The organism is Methylobacterium sp. GC_Met_2 (genome assembly GCF_026540795.1).
Taxonomy (GTDB): Bacteria; Pseudomonadota; Alphaproteobacteria; order Rhizobiales; family Beijerinckiaceae; genus Methylobacterium.
The window spans coordinates 1-15,092 of record NZ_JALNUM010000089.1 but is presented as its reverse complement, the minus strand read 5'-3'; the positions used below and the strand labels follow the sequence as shown (position 1 = coordinate 15,092).

The window sequence follows — 15,092 nt, the reverse complement described above, 5'->3', positions numbered from 1 at the left end:
AGCATCGGATCAACACCGTGGACGCCATCTGAGGCGAAGGTACAGTCCAAAGTGGCAAACGCCCCAGGAGCGGTAAGCTCCTAAGGCGCTGTCGACCTCGCGGCCAGTCTGATCGGGCTGGGGATCCGAAGGCCAGCTTTGGCTTTAACATTCCTCGCGATCTGAGGCGACAGAGAGGACCAATCTCTCAGCTTCAGGGCCCAGCTACAGGCATTGGATCGGCCCTACTAATCCTAGAAAGTTCCAAACTTGTAGTTGATGCCAGCGCGCACGAGGTCGCCCTCGTTGCGCACCCGCGCAACATACGCGCCCGGACCGCCGTTGACCCCAGGGATGGCGATGGTCCGGCTGCCGAGTTCGAAGTGCAGGTATTCAACCTTGACCGTTACCGCGCTCGAATTGAAGAAGTTCAACCGGCTGAAAAAGCTGTCTGTTGGCACAGCGTACTCGATGCCGCCGCCGTATGCGTACCCAGTCTCGATGTTGTTCTGGCGACCGACGAAGAACGGCGTCGTGGTGTTAGGTCCGTAAAAAACGACTTGATTGTTGACACCGCCATACGCGAAACCGCCGGTTCCATAGACTAGGAAACGGTCAAAGGCGTAGCCGATGCGGCCGCGGACCGTCCCGAGAAAGTCGAGGCCGCCGCGGTACTGGTTGACCCGCGTGAACTGGGCGGCGCTCGGCGTCACCCCCGCCGACAGATTGGTTGTGTTGCTGAGGGTCTGGAGGCGATCAAGATCCGTGTACGCGGCATCGGCCTCGACACCGACCACGATGCCCGAACCGGCACCGAACTGATAGTTGTAGCCAATCTGACCGCCGCCTGTGAAACCATCGTTCTTCACGCGCGTGGCGAACGGGCGCAGACCGGTGACGAGCGCGGCGTTATTGTTGGATAAGTTGCCGACGGTACGGTCGAAGCGCGTCTCGCCATCAAAGACGTAGCCGGCGTTGATACCGAAGTAGGCGCCGGTCCAAGTGAACACCGGCACAGGGGTGAAGATCGGCGGCGGGGCGCGACGCGGCAAGTCGGCAGCCGAGGCAGCCGCAGTCAGAGCGGTGAAGCCAGTCAACGAGGCCAGGAGCTTTTTCATGACTGTGATTTCCCCAGACTAGTGCCCGATCAAGCACCAAAGTAGCGGTTTTCCACAGCTTAGCTGTCGCCGCTGCGCCACACTTGCGGCGGAAACATGGCACCTTCTGAAAGACGCCTTCTGAGGGACGATTTCGCCCGCATCATGGATCAGTCGGGCCATCGGGATCCGCGGACGGTGGTCGGCTACATCCGACGGGCGAACGCCTTTAAAAGCCACAGCGGGAGCGGCTTTCTCTAAATTATTGCTCTCAGATCTCAGATATGCACAAACTGCATCATGTTAGGCTGTAATTAACCAATTTATAAGCGTGCTATAGGCCGTTCTACATAGGGATTTTTCCCAAGCGCAATGGCCCAGCATTCTGGTAGGAAAGCCTGGCTTTGCAGCCGGCATCTAGCGCTCCATGGCAAACGGCTGCCGCATAATAGGGACGGCAACGTCGCGCTCCTATTCGCCTTTATGAGCGTACCGATGCTCATGCTCGGCGGCGCGGCGATCGACTATGGCTTCGCGACGCGGCTAGAGACGAAGCTCCAGGCATCGACGGACTCCACCGCGCTGCTCCTCTGCCAGACGCCCTCGACGACGACATCGGCCGACCTGAACACCATGGCCCAGACGACGATGACCGGTGCCATGGGGGCGACCAACCTCGTCGTCGACCCGCTGACCATCACCAGCAACCCGCGTCAGATCACGTTGTCGGCGCACAAGCTGTCGACGACCTTCTTCGGCAAGCTGACCGGCACCACGCGCATCAACCCGGGCGCCACGTCGCAATGCGCCACGCCGATCCCCAAGACCTTCGAGATCGCGCTGGTGCTCGACAATACGGGGTCGATGGCCGAGTCGAGCGGCGGCCAGTCCAAGCTGCAGGCGGTGCAGCAGGCCGCCACAAATTTTGTCAACTACGTCTACACCAACTCATCCTTCAGCAGCGCGACCCGGATCTCGATCGTGCCGTTCGCAGGGGCTGTGGCGGTCAACCCAACGACCTACCGCTACGCCAGCTGGATCGACCAGAATGGGCAGTCGAGCTATCACTGGACCAACGTGCTCAACGCCAGCGGATCCAACTTCACGAGCCGGTTCGACATCTTCGCGAAGCTTCAGAGCACCAGCGGCCTCAGCAGCTGGGGTTGGGGCGGATGCCTAGAGATGCTGCCTTACCCGCTGAACACCCAGGACAGCGCTCCGGCCTCGAGCAGTAAAGACTCCTATTTCGTCCCGCTCTTCGCGCCAGATGAACCCGGCGACGCCAGTAGCTCTTATCGAGGCTTCAGCGACAGCAGCGGCACATACTATTCGTACAACAGCTATATCGACGACGACACCAGCAGCAATAGCGGCAGTTGCCCGATCAGCAAGAGTCTATCGTATGACGCTTCGCTGGGCAGGGCGTGCAAGTATGTGAGCCCACGAAACGCGACGTCCAGCAACTACGTCGGCATCCCGAACGGCCCGAACTTCGGCTGCACGACGCAGCCGCTTCTGCCGCTTACGAGTGATCAGACCGCCCTCAAAACGCTCATCGGCAACATGGCGCCGCTGGGCTCAACCAACATTTTCGAGGGCCTCATGTGGGGCTGGCGGACGCTCTCGCCGGTTAGCGTTTTCTCGACCAGCTACGCCTCCTCGAACCCCACCGCGAGCGCGCCGGCGGCCTACACGACAACTTCTAGCTCGTCGAACACCTCGGCGATCAATAAGATCATGATCCTGATGACCGACGGTACGAACAGCTGGACGGCCAACCCGAACGCGCCGACAGGGTCACTGTATTTCGCCGCCGGCTACTTCCAGAACGCCAACCAAACGAGCGCCAACCCGCGGATGCCGCCGGCGCCGTACCAGAACGTCTCTGACGCTGATAGCGCCCGTAGCGCACTCGACGCGCTCACCGCCACGGCGTGCACCAACGCGAAGGCGGTCAATATCTCGATCTACACGATCGGGTTCAGCATCCCGTCCGACCCGATCGACTCGGCGGGACAGACGCTCCTGAAAAACTGTGCCTCATCAGCCAGCCAGTTCTTCATCGCCAACACCTCAGACGATCTGATCGCAGCCTTTCAAAAAATCCAGGCGAGCATCGGCGCGTTGCGGCTGACGCAATGAGCCGCTGACCCTACACCTCGGCAGGCTTCTTGCGCGTTCGAGGCTAGCCGGCACGCATCGCCTTATCGCGCTCTATAGAAAGCGCAACGTGGACCGCCTTGAACCGTTGATCAGTCTTTCACAGCTTAAAACATAAATATTTGATTTTTAATATAAAGCCTTAAGGATCATTCGGCATTGTAATAGCCCCAACACAGCAGTGCATCACGATGTTAGAGCGCCGAGCAAAGCTTCGTGTGACGTCAACGCTGGAGGGGCAGGCATCCTTAGCTGGCACCCGCGTTCATTCTCCCTGTTTAGTGCTTAACCACAGTCCTACGGGCGCATGTGTCCTATTTGCTTCGGGCACGAAGGTGCCAAGCACATTCGACCTTTCGATCGGCAAGGGGAACACGGCGTTGCCAGTCAGGGTGATGTGGCGTCGCAACACAACGATCGGCGTTGCCTTCTTGGTCCCACGGATCGTGCCCGACGTAATCCCTGGCTAGACACGAAAACCTCGTGCAGCTCTCGCAAATGGTTGCGGGCCGGATCCCGTGACGACGTGGTTCGGCCCTGTGCCGTTCGGCATCCGAGCTGGAGCGACGGGCGCTATGTACCGCCTGGCCGTGAAGCCGTCATGGCAGCGACCGCCGAGCAACCAGTAAGCGAACGCCTTCAAGGGGCACTCGGGAGCGGGTTTCTGTGGGCGCCAGCGCGAGACTGGCGCGAGGCGTCAATGCGTAGGTAGCTGAAATTCAGCGATACCTTCAAGATACCTCTTGATACTTATCAGCAATGATGTATATTACCTTCATCGCTGCGCAGCGACCTATCCGCGATGAAGGAAGCAGCTATGTCTGACAAAGTTATCTCCGTGCTTACTTTTAAATCGGTCGATACGATCTTGGCCCTTGGAGGGACGCAGTCGTGGGTCTTGGATCGCAATAGAGCTAAAGCGTGTAAGTACGTCGTGATCTGCCGCAATGCTTATCATCCGGACGTTGAAGGAACGGAAGAGCATGGCCATGGCTTCATGGTTGGTAAGATTAAAGACGTAGTGCCGTCCACGGAAACCAAGGATCGCTGGCTCATTCTCGTCAGCGAGTATGCAGTCGGCGATTTTGGTCCTCAGTGGGAGGGTCGCAATCCAGTGGCCTACTTCTCGACGGACGACTACGTGCCTAGTGAAGGTTATGGTGGGCTGGATTTCGACGCTTTGGTCTTCAAGCCGATGCCTGAGCCGGTGCAAGCAGAAGATGGCCCTTCGGCCAAGGCGGGTCTGACTATCGCCGAAGCTAAAGCGGGTCTCGCAGTGACCTTCGCTGTTGACCCCTCGGCTATCGAGATCACGATCCGGGGCTAGTATCACAAAGGTATGGGGTACCTCGGTGCCCCGTACCTTTGCTCATGTTGCGGCCCCTTACTGCGCCCACGCTGACCCGCGCGGCGCCTGAATGGTCCGGAGGCGGCGCTTGCCATAGCGGTCGTTCGGGAAGTCGTCGGCCCGGGGCTTGGGCGCCGACGGGGTCCAGACCTTGTCGAGCAGCTGGCCGATGAGGCCCAGCGCGTCCACCTGGTCGTCGTGCACGCCCGCAGGGAAGCGCAGCAGCTCGGCTTCGAAGTCCTTCAGCCAGGGCGCATCCTGCGGCACGTACAGGCCGCGCATCGACATGCGGGCCCGGATCGACTGAGCCCGGACAGCCTTGTCCCCGCGCGTCGGGAATTGCTGCCGGTTGACGTAGGCGTGGGCCTCCCGGGCGGCCGCCTCGATCATGGGACCCAGAGCGGCCCGGATCTGGCCCGTCTCCTCGGCCCATTCCAGCGGGTGCCACTTCTTCACGAGATCGCAGAAGGCTTCGATCCATTCAGCCGAGTCCGCCTGCTTCCGCCAGAGGTCGAGCAGGTGCATCTCGCCGGCCGAGTTGATGCCGACCACCACGTGCACCGTGTAGTCGCCCCCGTTCCGGGTCACGGCGTAGTCCGAGGCGCCGTAGATGTTCAGCTTCTCGCGCAACGGCGACGTCGCGGTCGGCCGGAGCCAATCCTTCTGGAAGTAGGCGCCGCCGTCCGGGACGGGGTTCTGCTGGTAGAGGCTCGCCCAGGTACGCGTGTCGCACTCGGCCTTCCGGGCTCGTAGGAACGAGCCGTAGTCGTAGCCGCCCGGGTCGTCCCAGAGGAACTGGCCGGGTTCTCGGCCAAGCGGATCGTCGGCTCCAGCCTGCGCGGGCAGGCTCAGCACGCGATAGGGGCGCTCGATCGCGTCGAGCTGGCGCATGATGCGGCCGGCCAGATCGTCGTCGTGCCAGCGGGTGTGCATGATCACGCGCTTGGCGCCGGGCTTCTGGCGGGACGAGAAATCGTCGATGTACCAATCCCAGCGGCTGTCTCGGACGCGGCGGCTCTCGGCGTCCTCGCGGCTGCCGAAGGGATCGTCGATGATACCGAGGTCCGCACGGAAACCCGCGATACCGACGCCGGCGCCCACGGCGAAGTATTCCCCGCCCTCGGTGGTCGCCCAGCGGTAAGCGGCGGCGCTGTCCTCGGACAGGCTCACGCCGAGGTCCTGACCGTGCCCCGAGACCATGTTGCGGGTCTTGCGGCCCCAGCGCTCGGCCAACTCGCTGCTGTGCGAGGCCGTGAGGATGTTCCGCGTCGGGTTCCGGGCCATGAACCACGCCGGAAACAGCATGTTCACGTAGGTCGATTTCGCGCTGCCCGGCGGCATGAACACCAAGAGGGTGTCGGTCTCGCCGCTCTCCAGAGCCTCCAGTTCGGCGATCAGCAGCTCGTGGTGCGGGGCAGGCTGGAAGCCGGCCTTCACCGCCCACGCGACGAGCGAGCGCTGAACCTCAGTGCGTTCGCGCCGGCGGGCCATCTCCTGCCGTAGACGCTTCACCCGATCCATCGAGGCCCCCGCATCGAAGCTCGGCGACGGCAGCGGCAAGTTCGGCGCGGAGCTCGGCATCGGACATGTCTCCCAGGTTTTCGGTGGTGATGTGCTGGGCGGGCTTGCCCCAGGCGCGGTCGAGGATGGTGTTCACCGCCGACATGCGCGCCGTGCCGGTCTCCTCGGGGTTCCGCATTATCTCGGCGGCGGTCTCGATAGCCTCGCGCGTGTAGCTGCGGGCGAGCTGCTTCACGTCCTCGGGCAGGCGCGGGCGGCCGCCGGGGTTGCCGGTCTGTCCGGGCGCGAAGGGCTTGAGGTTTGTCGGCTTCGTCATGGTCTTGCGCGAAATCTATCGGGGTTTCATCGGTATATAGGATTTGGCTATGGCTCGCTCAGAACAGCGGGCGGAACAGTGGCGCTGATCGAGGTAGCTCGCTCGCGCGGGGTCAGCAGGCCGCTGTCTCCAGATCGGACCACATGCGGCTGAGCACGGCTCGGCGGTCCGCCTCTAGGCCTGGGACAGCGCTCAGGCGGTCGGCAGCGCCCGCCAGGGCCTCCGGGCCTCCGCTCTGCAGGATGGCGCCGTGGCGCTTGATGGCCGCTCTGTAGGCCTGCGCCTGTTGGCCGGCCGCGTCGCCGGCCTCGATGCCGGTCAGCAGACGCGCGGCGGCCTCCTCGGCGAGCGCGATGCGACCTTGAGCGACCATGGCGTCGAGGAGGGTCATGGGCGCGTCTTCCTGCGACAGGCAGGCAGCAGTTCGCCCCACGCAGTCCGCAGGGTCGCTAAGCGGGCGTCGGCACGCTCTGGATCCGCCGCAGCTACAGCATCCGTCAGAGTGTCGAGGGCCTCGAGCCCGCCAGCCTGGTCGGCCTCTGCGCCCTTGCGCTTCAGTGCCGACCGGAACGCGAGAGCGGCCGGGGCGCCTGGGTCGTGCCGCTCGATGCCGGCCAGCAGGACGAGGATGGCGGCGGGCGTGACGGGTTCGGGGGAGGAGGGCACTGTCATGCGGCATCGTCCTGCATGGTGGCGATGAGGCGGCGCAGCCCGACTTCGCCCGCCCGCTGGTGATCGGGATCCCGGGAGCCGAGTTGCCCGAGCATGTACGTGGCGAACCGGCGATCGTGCAGCGTCACCGCGTCGATGTCGGCGGCGAGGATCCCAAGATGCTCAGCCACACCCCGGCCGGCGCGAACGACATGAGCCGGAAAGATCTCGCCGATGGCGCGGATGGTGCCGGGGAAGGGGGTAGGCTCTGGCATGGCGACTCCTCAGGCGGCATCGTCAGGGGTGTGCATGTGAAAGCTCGGCCAAGGGCGCGGGCGGCTCCTGCGCGCCGTGAGCATCATCACCTTGTCCCGGCGGGCGATGCGGCCCGCGATGCGCTCGGCATCGGCCTGCGTCGGCATGAACCTTCGGTCGACGACGATGCTCTCAGCGATCCGTTCGACGCACCAGCGGCCGGCGAAGTGGGCGACTCGGACCCCCGACGTCCTGTCTAGGACGCGGCTGCGGGGGAACTGAACGACATTCGACATGGGGCCTCTCAAGCTGCGGATCGGGCGAGGGCGGCGTAGGACGCCAGGATCTGGCGGCGGTCGGTGGCGGCGAGCGCGTCGAGGGAACGGCATGCAGGTTCAATGGCGGCGGGGTCTGCCTCGGCCTGGGCAAGCAGCCGGCACAGGTCGGTGCCGCGAGGGCCGATCAGGAGTCGAGCGGTCTGGCGCAGGGCACGAAGGCGGGCGCGCTGCTCGGCAGGGTCGAGGCCCAGAGCGAACGGTCCCCAGCGGTCGGCGGCGGCCATCATCGGGGCCGCCACGGCAGAAAGTGGCAGCGATCCGGTTTCCAGGTTTTGGAAACCACCCGTTTATCCGTGAACGCGCGCACGTACACGTATAAGGAGGATGGGGAAGTTTCCGAAATTCTGGAAACCTGAAACCTCATCGGTCGCCTCCGTGGCGGGCATGTTCGGCCGGCGAATTCAGACGGATGCCACGGTAGCCTTTGGTTCTGATGGCCTTGATCTGCACTGGCTCGGGAAAGCCGCGTCGGCGCATCGACTCTTTGAAGGTCTTGCCCGTGCCAGGCATCTCTCCCGCCGCCTTGGCGTAATCGGTCCAGGCGTTGAACAGCACGACCTTGGCCTCGAATTTGTTGACGTTGTCGCGCTCCACATCGCACTGCTCGTCTAGGAACTGTCCGAAGACGTCTTGGTCGGCGAAGTAGTCCTGCGTCGCGGCCACGACGGACGCGGGCTTGCAGAGTCCGTGCTGCTGCCAATCCAGACAGCCATCGATCATCCAGCGCAGGATCCCCGGCCACTCGGCCCGGAGCTGCTCCTCCAGCGTCGGATCGGGGTGCGTAGGCTTCCGGGTGAATGGCAGGATCAGGAACCGGCGTCGGATCGCATCATCGAGGTTCGTGATGGCCGGCGCGTAGTTGCCAAGCACGGTCAGCTTGAACTGCGGCCGGAACTCGAAGCTGTTCTGCCGCATGAACCGGGCGCGGATGGTCTCGCCGCCAGTCAGGGACTTCACCCGCGCTTCGGCCCACCGCTTGCCCGCCTCAGTCTCGGAGGCCGACACCATGCGGGCGCCGGCCAAGGCGGCAAGCTCCTCCGGGTGCCGCTCGTGCGGAGAGGCGGTGAACGTCTCCAACCCGGCGACCTTGGCGTAGTCGCCCATGACGCCGCCGACGATGTTGGCGAAGACGGACTTCCCGTTGCCGCCCGGCCCATAAAGGAAGGCGAGGGATTGCTCCTGCGTCGAGCCAGTCAAATTGTAGCCGGACCACTGCTGCAGGAAGCGCATCAGCTCCTCGTCGCCGCCGGTCGCCTCCTCCAAAAATAGCACCCAGCGTGGGCAGTCAGCGCGGTCGGCGGGCGCCACTGCGGTATTCTTGGTGATGTGGTCTTCGGGTCTGGGCGGGCGGATAGCGCCGGTTCGTAGGTCCACCGTCCCCGCTGGAGTACCGAGAACGAACAGGTCGCGGTCCCAGTCGTCGGTGACGACAGCAACGCCCTGATCGCGGCTGGCGTGCTCCTCGACCCCTTTTGCGAAGGCGGCGCGGCCGGCGCCCCGCTTGGTGCCTGCGGACTCGTCGATGGCCATCTCGCGGGCAAGATCCCGGGTCCATGCAAAGGCGCGGCGGGTTTTATCCTGCTGCCACCGCTGGCCGTCGAAGATGAACCACGATCCCACGGAGTGGTCGTATCGGACCCGTGCGCCGTGACGGCGGATGAATTCGACGGCGACCCGATCCTCCGACAAGATCTCGCCCGCGAGCGCAGCGGCGGCTGCCGCTACGGTCGGGTCGCCCGGCCGGTTGGAATTCGGCTTGAAGGTCTCGCGCCGCAGTTCTTCGGCATGCTGATCGTGCTCGCTCAGGCTCATGCTGAGGCGCCTCCCATCACGGCATCGTTGAGGTCTTTGGCTCCCGTGGGGGGCCAGATGATTTCGACAGTTCGTCCAGCAGCGGTCCAGCGGGCGCCGACGGCCTCGACAGCCTTGCGGCTGGCACCGGCATCGTTCTCGCCGATCACGACGAGGCGCTGGACGTTCGGCAGCACGGGCAGGCGACCGATGGCGCCCGAGGTGCCCAGCGCCCAGATCGGGGCGAGGCCGTAGTGCTCCCGAGCGGCGAGGGCGGTCTCGATCCCCTCGGCGACGTGCAGGGTGTCCGTGACGGCCGACACGGGGTCGAGCATCACCGCGGCACCCTCAGCGGTGCCGAGCATCTTGCGCCCGATCTTCGTACCGTCCGGCGTCAGGGCAGTCCTGTGAACCCCGATCACCCGACCCGAGGCGATGCAGGTCAACGGCGCCACCTGCGCGTGCGCGGTGTCCTGCTCCCAAGGGCAGTCCGGGTGGTAGAACAGGGCCGCGCCTGCGATCTCGGCCGGCAGCGTCAGGCGCCGCCGGTTCAGGTGCCGCTCGACCGGCGTCCCGATCGGATCCTGACCGGCGCCGCAGATGGCCCTGGCCTGGGCCTGACGGCGAGCGGCTGCGGCACGGGCCCGAGCCTCGGATCGGCGCCGGGCTTCGGTCAGACGTCGGATCTCCTCTGGATCGGCCCGACGCGCCGTGCGCCAGTAATCGAGCCCGGCACCGAGGCCGGACGCAATGTAGTCGTTGCAGGCCGGCCAGGGATCGCCCGCGAAACTGTGCGTCATCACCCCGAGGGGCGAGGTCTCGCACAGCCACACGGCGAGGCTGCGATCCTCGTGGCTGTGGCCGGGGCCGGGGATGTAGGCGCGATGTCCACGCACCTCACCCCCGAACCGGGCCGTCACCTGGTGTAGGTCGGTGACGATCATGCCCGACGCGCCTCCTGGTCGAGCCGGTCGGTCAGGGCGGCGAGGCGGTCGCCTTGGCGAATCGACAAATTGCCGTGCAACCGGGCGAGGTTGTCGAGGAATTCTCGCTCCCACGGCGTCAGGCGCCACGGGCGGCTCTGACAGAAGCGCACCCGGGCGCGGTGCTCCGACTCCTGGGCGGGCGTGTAGGCCCGCTTCCAGGCGTAGGTATCGAACGGGCGGATCCGTTCGGCGCCGAACGGTTTCTCCCGGCGCCGGGAGAATTCAAATTGGGCGGCGCCGCCTAAATCTTCGCGCCGGCGCGAAAATCCTCTGTGCCTCACGCCACCCTGTTCCGGCGCCGGAACAATCGTGTCGGCGCCGACACAATTTGCGACCGGGATCGCGGCGGCGAGGTCGTGCCAGTCGAGACCAGCGGCCTGTAGCTTCCGGCCGATGCCCCGGCAGGCGCCGAGGGCTTCGTGATCGTTCTCGGCCCCGCAGAGGGGCAGCAGAGCGCGGACGCTCGCGGGGATCAGGCGATGCATGGTCATCGCGCCTCCCGCATCTGCGGGCCGTACCCTGCGAGGCCGGCGAGAACACCAGCAACGGCATCCGACACGCGGTAGCGGTCGGCAAGACGGCGCTCGATGCGGTCCTGGACCGCAGCGGCGTCGGGAACGGCCTCGTGCGGCCGGAGGGTGATGGGGCGGATATGGGTCTTGCGCTTCACGATTGGCTCCTTTGTGCAGGGAGCCGGTCCGGAAATCCTTGAGACTGGTCGTTGGATGCTGTATCTACAGCGGTGCTGAAGCGCTGTTGATAGAGAACCCGCCGCCGTCCCAACCGGGCCGGCGGCTTTTCTATGCGGCGACGGACTCGTGCTGCGGTGCCCGCTCGGGCAGACCCAGCTTCCGGCGGAACGGCACGCCGAGGATCTTCCTCCGACTTCCGACTTCGATGGTCTCGATCTGACCGGCGTCCTTCGCGCGGCGGAGGATGTCCTCGCTCACGTTCAGGACCTCGCAGGCGACCTCGTCGGGGATGATGACGCCGTACAGGGCGGTTTCACTGGGCTTCATGGGGCTGCTCCGAGATTGCGGGGCCGCTTGGCCTAAGGAAACTGCTCTCCTCAGTGATAAAGGTCAATAGGCGGGGGATGTCGGCGCAGGGAAGAACTGAGCCCCGGGTGCGAATCCCGGGCACTTCCCTAGGTGGAACGTCAGAAATCGGCTTGATCCGGCACCTTTCGACACTTATCACTGATAAGTCACATGGAGGCGCAGGATGGCCGAGCAGAAGAAGATGATCCGGCGTCGCAACCAGCCGCCTCGGGAGCACATCGCTGAAGGCGAGTTTCGCAACGTGACGTTCCGAGCCGGTGCTACCGCCTACAACCTGCTGGCGGACGCCTCGAACCGCGAGCGCTGCTCAATCAGCGAGTTCAGTGAACGGCTGGTCGAAGATACGATCTCGGGCAACAGCGAGAATATCTACAACCTCGATCCTGAGTTGCATCGACGCATTAAAGCTGTCGCGACTCAGAACAACCGAAGCGTGACCGCTGAAATTGAAGATCGCCTTCGGTCGAGCCTCAGCCCGCACCTAGACGTCCTTACCTCTGCGGGAAACATCTACAAGAAGTCCGGTCAGGTTCTCCACGCTCTGGCAGCCGTTCTGTCGAAAGTTTCGTTCGACCAGGGCTGGCCCAACAAGGAGGCCCGCCTGGGTTTGACCACCGTGTTCAATGAGATTTTAAACAAGCACTATCCGGATGTGCCGCCCTTGTTCCCGGAGCTGTCCGGCGCCGTCGATCCCGAGAAGATGAAGAAGGTCGAGGAGCGACTTGTCGTGCTGACGCGGTCCGTGCTGGAACAGCAGCACGAGGACTTGTGGGGCGAGCGAGGGTTTCTGACCCGTCTATTCGGTCAGCTCAAGGGCGGCCTTCTCGGGGCGATTGCCGGCGCCACGATGGATCCCGCTGCGGCAGAGATGTCCGGCGGCGAGGTGCCGGCGGAAGAGGAAAAAAAGATCAGGGTTAAACGGCAAAAATCCTGAACTTTACGCCCATCATTCAACCAAACACCATTTAACACGGCTTATTGCCGGATTTGATGCGCCGGCTTTCTGGTGAAACCTTCGGTGAAACGCGCTACACTGCTCGAACATTTGAGCAGGAGTGCGGATCATGGCCGGCGGCATCGTGTTCGACGACGGCGTGCGGTTTCACGATGCGATCCGTGTCCGCATGCCGTCCAGTTTGCGGGAGCAGATCCGCGCCGCGGCCGACCGTGAGGGCCTGAACCCGGCTGAATGGACGCGCCGGACACTGGCCGAGCGCGCCCTGCGCATCTCTGGCGATCGCCGCGCCGCCGCGGACGCCGCAGGTCGATGAGCGACGGCCTACCCCCGCCCCGTCCAGCTGAGCCCTTCGTCTGGCTCTTGGATGTTCCCCCGGATCAGCTCGACCACGCTTGGACGGTCGCCGAGCCGTGGCTGGCCGGTTCGATCGCGCGAGGCGGCAGCGATCTGACGCTCGCGGACCTGCGCGTGAAGGTCGATGCGGGCGAGGCCAAGCTGCTGATGATCCAGCCGGACGGGCGCAACCCCGTCGCGGCCGGCGTGATGGAAGTCCGCGACTACGAGGACGGCCGCCGGGTCCTCTGGATCCAGGCCGTGGGCGGCTCCGACCGACACGCCTGTGTGAAGGTGCTGCCGATCATCGAGGACGGGGCGCGCAAGCAGGGCTGCCACACCGTCGAGTTCGCGGGGCGGCCGGGTTGGGCTGCCCTTCTGCCAGATTACCGCGTCCAGGCGCAGTACACGAAGGATCTGCGCTGATGGGCGCTAGCACGAAGACCACCACGGGCAACTCGACCCAGACGAGCACGCCTTGGAGCGTCGCCATTCCGGGCCTGACGCAGGCGGTGGGCGACGCGACCAACCTGTACAGTTCGGGCGTCGGCTCCGGCATCTACTCCGGCCCGCGGGTGGCTCAGTTCAACGATGATACGCTGAACGGTCTCCAGTCGATGCGAGATCAGACCAGCGCCGATAATTCGGGTGCGCAGGGTGTCAGCTTCGCGCAGGGCCTGCTCGGCTCGGGCGGCATCTCATCGACCACACAGCAGGGTCTCGGCATGCTGGCCGACGTGCCGAATGCCGACACGTCGCGGCTGTCCTCACTGGCGGACTACGCCGGCAGCGTCAGCAATCCGGTCAACCAGACCGCCAGCGGGTTTATGTCGGGCGCCCGGGACCTGACGACCGAGGGCGACCTGCGCGGCTTGCTCTCGCGTGCGCTCGCTCCTTCGGCCGCGGAAACCAACCTGTCGGGGGTCGCATCGGGCCAGTATCTGGACCCCACGACCAACCCGTATCTCCAGGCGGCAGTCGCAGCGGCCAATCAGAACGTCGTCAACGCCAACAAGGCATCGTTCGCGGCATCCGGGCGCTACGGGTCTGGCTCGTTTGCGGGCGCGCAGGCCAAGGCCGTGAACGACACCGACACCACGTTGTATGCGAACCAATACAACCAGGAGCGGCAGAACCAACTCGCGGCCAACAGCCAGATCGACAGTGCGCGGCAGGCCGGTACGCAGCTCGGGACCGGCATCGTCAACGACATCTCGGGCGTGCAGTCGACGAACAACCAGCAGCGTCTCGCCGGTGCCGGGTTGGCTCAGTCCCAGACCGCGCAGCAGGCCGGGATCCTGGGTCAGGTCCTCGGCGGCGACGAGTTCAACAGCGGCTTGGGCGTCCAGAAGGCCCAAGGCTTCATCGGCGCCGGCCAGACGGGCCAGGCGCAGGCCCTGTCCGCCGCCGGGATGCTGCCGAGTCTCGACGCATCCCGGTATGTGCCAGGCCAGACCCTCCTCGGGATCGGCAGCGCCCTTCAGGGCCAAGATCAGTCCAACATCAATGCCGCGATGCAGCTGTATCAGCAGCAGCAGACCCAGCCGTGGGCCAGCCTGGACAATTATGCCAGCCTCGTTGGCGGCATCGGCGGCATGGGCGGTACGACCACCGGCACTTCGACCCAGACCCAGAAGTCGGACCCCGGGATCGCCAACACGTTGCTGGGCGGCCTCACGGGCATAGCCGGCCTGGGTTCGAACCTCGGCAATGCCGTGCCCTTCCTGAAATTCCTCGGCTTGGGGGCGTGATGACCGGACCCGACTTCATCCCGCCGATCGAAGATCTGATCGAGGGCGAGCCCGCGCAGGTTGCTCCGGTCGATCCGCGTAGCGAGGCGCACCTGGCGATGCTCAACCGGTACCGGCTTGAGATGGCGCAGGCTTTCCGCTCCATTTCGGCCGTTGCCGGGTACCTCGCAATCGTCACCGAGACAGCCGACCCGCACGGCGTCTTCGATCAGCAGGTGGCGACGCTCGACGTCCTTGTCCGCTCGGCCGGCAATTCGCTGACCTGCTTCCAGAACCTCGTAGCGTCCAAGGGCATCGCGTGACGCCGGCGCCCCTCCACTCCCTCGCATCGCGGAAGGTCTGACATGAGCGATGGTATTCCCTTCGGCAGCACCTCGCCGGCCTTCCCGGGTGATATGAGCCCCGAGCAGCTTGCCGCGCTCATCCAGGCGCTGCGCCCCGGTTCTGGGCCCGATCAGCCCCAGCCGCAGGGTCCGCAGCCTCAGGCCGCTCCGCTGCTGGCGGGTGCGCTGGGCATGCCGCCCTCGATGCTGGGCGCCACGCCGCC

The 15,092-nt window shown here is 64.8% G+C and carries 20 protein-coding genes and 1 pseudogene; 8 read left to right on the top strand and 13 right to left on the bottom strand.

What is annotated here, in order from left to right:
* Positions 1 to 233 precede the first annotated feature (233 nt).
* The gene (locus OXS49_RS24160) at positions 234 to 1,097 is read right to left on the bottom strand and encodes a porin family protein (protein WP_267427214.1); all 864 of its coding nucleotides are present in this window, start codon (positions 1,095 to 1,097) and stop codon (positions 234 to 236) included.
* A 351-nt stretch (positions 1,098 to 1,448) separates the two neighbouring features.
* On the opposite strand from OXS49_RS24160, the gene OXS49_RS24155 reads away from it, so the two are divergent.
* Complete coding sequence (locus OXS49_RS24155) at positions 1,449 to 3,218, top strand: TadE/TadG family type IV pilus assembly protein (RefSeq protein WP_267427212.1); 1,770 nt, start codon at positions 1,449 to 1,451, stop codon at positions 3,216 to 3,218.
* An 835-nt stretch (positions 3,219 to 4,053) separates the two neighbouring features.
* Entirely contained in the window at positions 4,054 to 4,563 is a 510-nt protein-coding gene (locus tag OXS49_RS24150) for a hypothetical protein (protein ID WP_267427211.1), read from the top strand.
* 57 nt (positions 4,564 to 4,620) lie between these two features.
* On the opposite strand, the gene terL is transcribed toward OXS49_RS24150, so the two are convergent.
* The 12 genes from terL to OXS49_RS24090 all read right to left on the bottom strand — a co-directional run bounded on the left by terL (position 4,621) and on the right by OXS49_RS24090 (position 11,461).
* Positions 4,621 to 6,096, bottom strand: a complete 1,476-nt coding sequence (terL, locus tag OXS49_RS24145) for a phage terminase large subunit (protein ID WP_267427210.1) — start codon at positions 6,094 to 6,096, stop codon at positions 4,621 to 4,623.
* Positions 6,050 to 6,421 carry a hypothetical protein gene (locus OXS49_RS24140; RefSeq protein ID WP_267427209.1) on the bottom strand — a complete coding sequence of 124 codons (372 nt, stop codon included), beginning with the start codon at positions 6,419 to 6,421 and terminating at the stop codon, positions 6,050 to 6,052. Before OXS49_RS24140 ends, terL begins: the two co-directional genes overlap by 47 nt.
* Before the next feature lie 112 nt (positions 6,422 to 6,533).
* Positions 6,534 to 6,812 carry a hypothetical protein gene (locus OXS49_RS24135; protein WP_267427207.1) on the bottom strand — a complete coding sequence of 93 codons (279 nt, stop codon included), beginning with the start codon at positions 6,810 to 6,812 and terminating at the stop codon, positions 6,534 to 6,536.
* A complete protein-coding gene (locus OXS49_RS24130; RefSeq protein ID WP_267427205.1) occupies positions 6,809 to 7,093 on the bottom strand; it encodes a hypothetical protein in 285 nt (94 codons plus the stop codon). Before OXS49_RS24130 ends, OXS49_RS24135 begins: the two co-directional genes overlap by 4 nt.
* Positions 7,090 to 7,347: a hypothetical protein gene (locus OXS49_RS24125; protein WP_267427203.1), complete on the bottom strand. Its 258-nt coding sequence runs from the start codon at positions 7,345 to 7,347 to the stop codon at positions 7,090 to 7,092. Before OXS49_RS24125 ends, OXS49_RS24130 begins: the two co-directional genes overlap by 4 nt.
* A gap of 9 nt (positions 7,348 to 7,356) precedes the next feature.
* Positions 7,357 to 7,623, bottom strand: a complete 267-nt coding sequence (locus OXS49_RS24120) for a hypothetical protein (RefSeq protein ID WP_267427202.1) — start codon at positions 7,621 to 7,623, stop codon at positions 7,357 to 7,359.
* An 8-nt stretch (positions 7,624 to 7,631) separates the two neighbouring features.
* Positions 7,632 to 7,892 (bottom strand): hypothetical protein, encoded by a 261-nt coding sequence (locus OXS49_RS24115; RefSeq protein WP_267427201.1) that lies wholly within the window; start codon positions 7,890 to 7,892, stop codon positions 7,632 to 7,634.
* A 133-nt stretch (positions 7,893 to 8,025) separates the two neighbouring features.
* A complete protein-coding gene (locus OXS49_RS24110; RefSeq protein WP_267427200.1) occupies positions 8,026 to 9,477 on the bottom strand; it encodes a phage/plasmid primase, P4 family in 1,452 nt (483 codons plus the stop codon).
* Positions 9,474 to 10,400, bottom strand: a complete 927-nt coding sequence (locus OXS49_RS24105) for a toprim domain-containing protein (RefSeq protein WP_267427199.1) — start codon at positions 10,398 to 10,400, stop codon at positions 9,474 to 9,476. Before OXS49_RS24105 ends, OXS49_RS24110 begins: the two co-directional genes overlap by 4 nt.
* Positions 10,397 to 10,933 carry a hypothetical protein gene (locus tag OXS49_RS24100; protein WP_267427198.1) on the bottom strand — a complete coding sequence of 179 codons (537 nt, stop codon included), beginning with the start codon at positions 10,931 to 10,933 and terminating at the stop codon, positions 10,397 to 10,399. The genes OXS49_RS24105 and OXS49_RS24100 overlap by 4 nt, the downstream gene beginning before the upstream one ends.
* Positions 10,930 to 11,112, bottom strand: a complete 183-nt coding sequence (locus OXS49_RS24095) for a hypothetical protein (protein WP_267427197.1) — start codon at positions 11,110 to 11,112, stop codon at positions 10,930 to 10,932. Before OXS49_RS24095 ends, OXS49_RS24100 begins: the two co-directional genes overlap by 4 nt.
* Before the next feature lie 130 nt (positions 11,113 to 11,242).
* Positions 11,243 to 11,461, bottom strand: coding sequence for a hypothetical protein (locus tag OXS49_RS24090; protein ID WP_267427196.1), 219 nt, complete (start codon positions 11,459 to 11,461; stop codon positions 11,243 to 11,245).
* Between the two features lie 205 nt (positions 11,462 to 11,666).
* On the opposite strand from OXS49_RS24090, the gene OXS49_RS24085 reads away from it, so the two are divergent.
* The 6 genes and pseudogenes from OXS49_RS24085 to OXS49_RS24060 all read left to right on the top strand — a co-directional run.
* Positions 11,667 to 12,437, top strand: a complete 771-nt coding sequence (locus tag OXS49_RS24085; protein WP_267427195.1) for a hypothetical protein — start codon at positions 11,667 to 11,669, stop codon at positions 12,435 to 12,437.
* Positions 12,438 to 12,567: 130 nt separating this feature from the next.
* Positions 12,568 to 12,774, top strand: coding sequence for a hypothetical protein (locus tag OXS49_RS24080; protein ID WP_267427193.1), 207 nt, complete (start codon positions 12,568 to 12,570; stop codon positions 12,772 to 12,774).
* Complete coding sequence (locus tag OXS49_RS24075; RefSeq protein ID WP_267427191.1) at positions 12,771 to 13,220, top strand: hypothetical protein; 450 nt, start codon at positions 12,771 to 12,773, stop codon at positions 13,218 to 13,220. Before OXS49_RS24080 ends, OXS49_RS24075 begins: the two co-directional genes overlap by 4 nt.
* Positions 13,220 to 14,545 (top strand): hypothetical protein, encoded by a 1,326-nt coding sequence (locus OXS49_RS24070; RefSeq protein WP_267427190.1) that lies wholly within the window; start codon positions 13,220 to 13,222, stop codon positions 14,543 to 14,545. Before OXS49_RS24075 ends, OXS49_RS24070 begins: the two co-directional genes overlap by 1 nt.
* Positions 14,545 to 14,847, top strand: coding sequence for a hypothetical protein (locus OXS49_RS24065; protein ID WP_267427189.1), 303 nt, complete (start codon positions 14,545 to 14,547; stop codon positions 14,845 to 14,847). The genes OXS49_RS24070 and OXS49_RS24065 overlap by 1 nt, the downstream gene beginning before the upstream one ends.
* A gap of 42 nt (positions 14,848 to 14,889) precedes the next feature.
* A pseudogene (locus tag OXS49_RS24060) lies at positions 14,890 to 15,092 on the top strand (hypothetical protein); the annotation flags it as partial.

Bases quoted from the DNA above. Each gene is read 5' to 3' on its own strand.
- OXS49_RS24070 (WP_267427190.1), top strand. From the start codon at position 13,220: ATGGGCGCTAGCACGAAGACCACCACGGGCAACTCGACCCAGACGAGC.
- OXS49_RS24065 (WP_267427189.1), top strand. From the start codon at position 14,545: ATGACCGGACCCGACTTCATCCCGCCGATCGAAGATCTGATCGAGGGC.
- OXS49_RS24130 (WP_267427205.1), bottom strand. From the start codon at position 7,093: ATGACAGTGCCCTCCTCCCCCGAACCCGTCACGCCCGCCGCCATCCTC.
- OXS49_RS24075 (WP_267427191.1), top strand. From the start codon at position 12,771: ATGAGCGACGGCCTACCCCCGCCCCGTCCAGCTGAGCCCTTCGTCTGG.
- OXS49_RS24100 (WP_267427198.1), bottom strand. From the start codon at position 10,933: ATGACCATGCATCGCCTGATCCCCGCGAGCGTCCGCGCTCTGCTGCCC.
- OXS49_RS24140 (WP_267427209.1), bottom strand. From the start codon at position 6,421: ATGACGAAGCCGACAAACCTCAAGCCCTTCGCGCCCGGACAGACCGGC.
- OXS49_RS24085 (WP_267427195.1), top strand. From the start codon at position 11,667: ATGGCCGAGCAGAAGAAGATGATCCGGCGTCGCAACCAGCCGCCTCGG.
- OXS49_RS24115 (WP_267427201.1), bottom strand. From the start codon at position 7,892: ATGATGGCCGCCGCCGACCGCTGGGGACCGTTCGCTCTGGGCCTCGAC.
- OXS49_RS24105 (WP_267427199.1), bottom strand. From the start codon at position 10,400: ATGATCGTCACCGACCTACACCAGGTGACGGCCCGGTTCGGGGGTGAG.
- OXS49_RS24125 (WP_267427203.1), bottom strand. From the start codon at position 7,347: ATGCCAGAGCCTACCCCCTTCCCCGGCACCATCCGCGCCATCGGCGAG.
- OXS49_RS24150 (WP_267427211.1), top strand. From the start codon at position 4,054: ATGTCTGACAAAGTTATCTCCGTGCTTACTTTTAAATCGGTCGATACG.
- OXS49_RS24090 (WP_267427196.1), bottom strand. From the start codon at position 11,461: ATGAAGCCCAGTGAAACCGCCCTGTACGGCGTCATCATCCCCGACGAG.
- OXS49_RS24080 (WP_267427193.1), top strand. From the start codon at position 12,568: ATGGCCGGCGGCATCGTGTTCGACGACGGCGTGCGGTTTCACGATGCG.
- OXS49_RS24135 (WP_267427207.1), bottom strand. From the start codon at position 6,812: ATGACCCTCCTCGACGCCATGGTCGCTCAAGGTCGCATCGCGCTCGCC.
- OXS49_RS24155 (WP_267427212.1), top strand. From the start codon at position 1,449: ATGGCCCAGCATTCTGGTAGGAAAGCCTGGCTTTGCAGCCGGCATCTA.
- OXS49_RS24160 (WP_267427214.1), bottom strand. From the start codon at position 1,097: ATGAAAAAGCTCCTGGCCTCGTTGACTGGCTTCACCGCTCTGACTGCG.
- OXS49_RS24110 (WP_267427200.1), bottom strand. From the start codon at position 9,477: ATGAGCCTGAGCGAGCACGATCAGCATGCCGAAGAACTGCGGCGCGAG.
- OXS49_RS24120 (WP_267427202.1), bottom strand. From the start codon at position 7,623: ATGTCGAATGTCGTTCAGTTCCCCCGCAGCCGCGTCCTAGACAGGACG.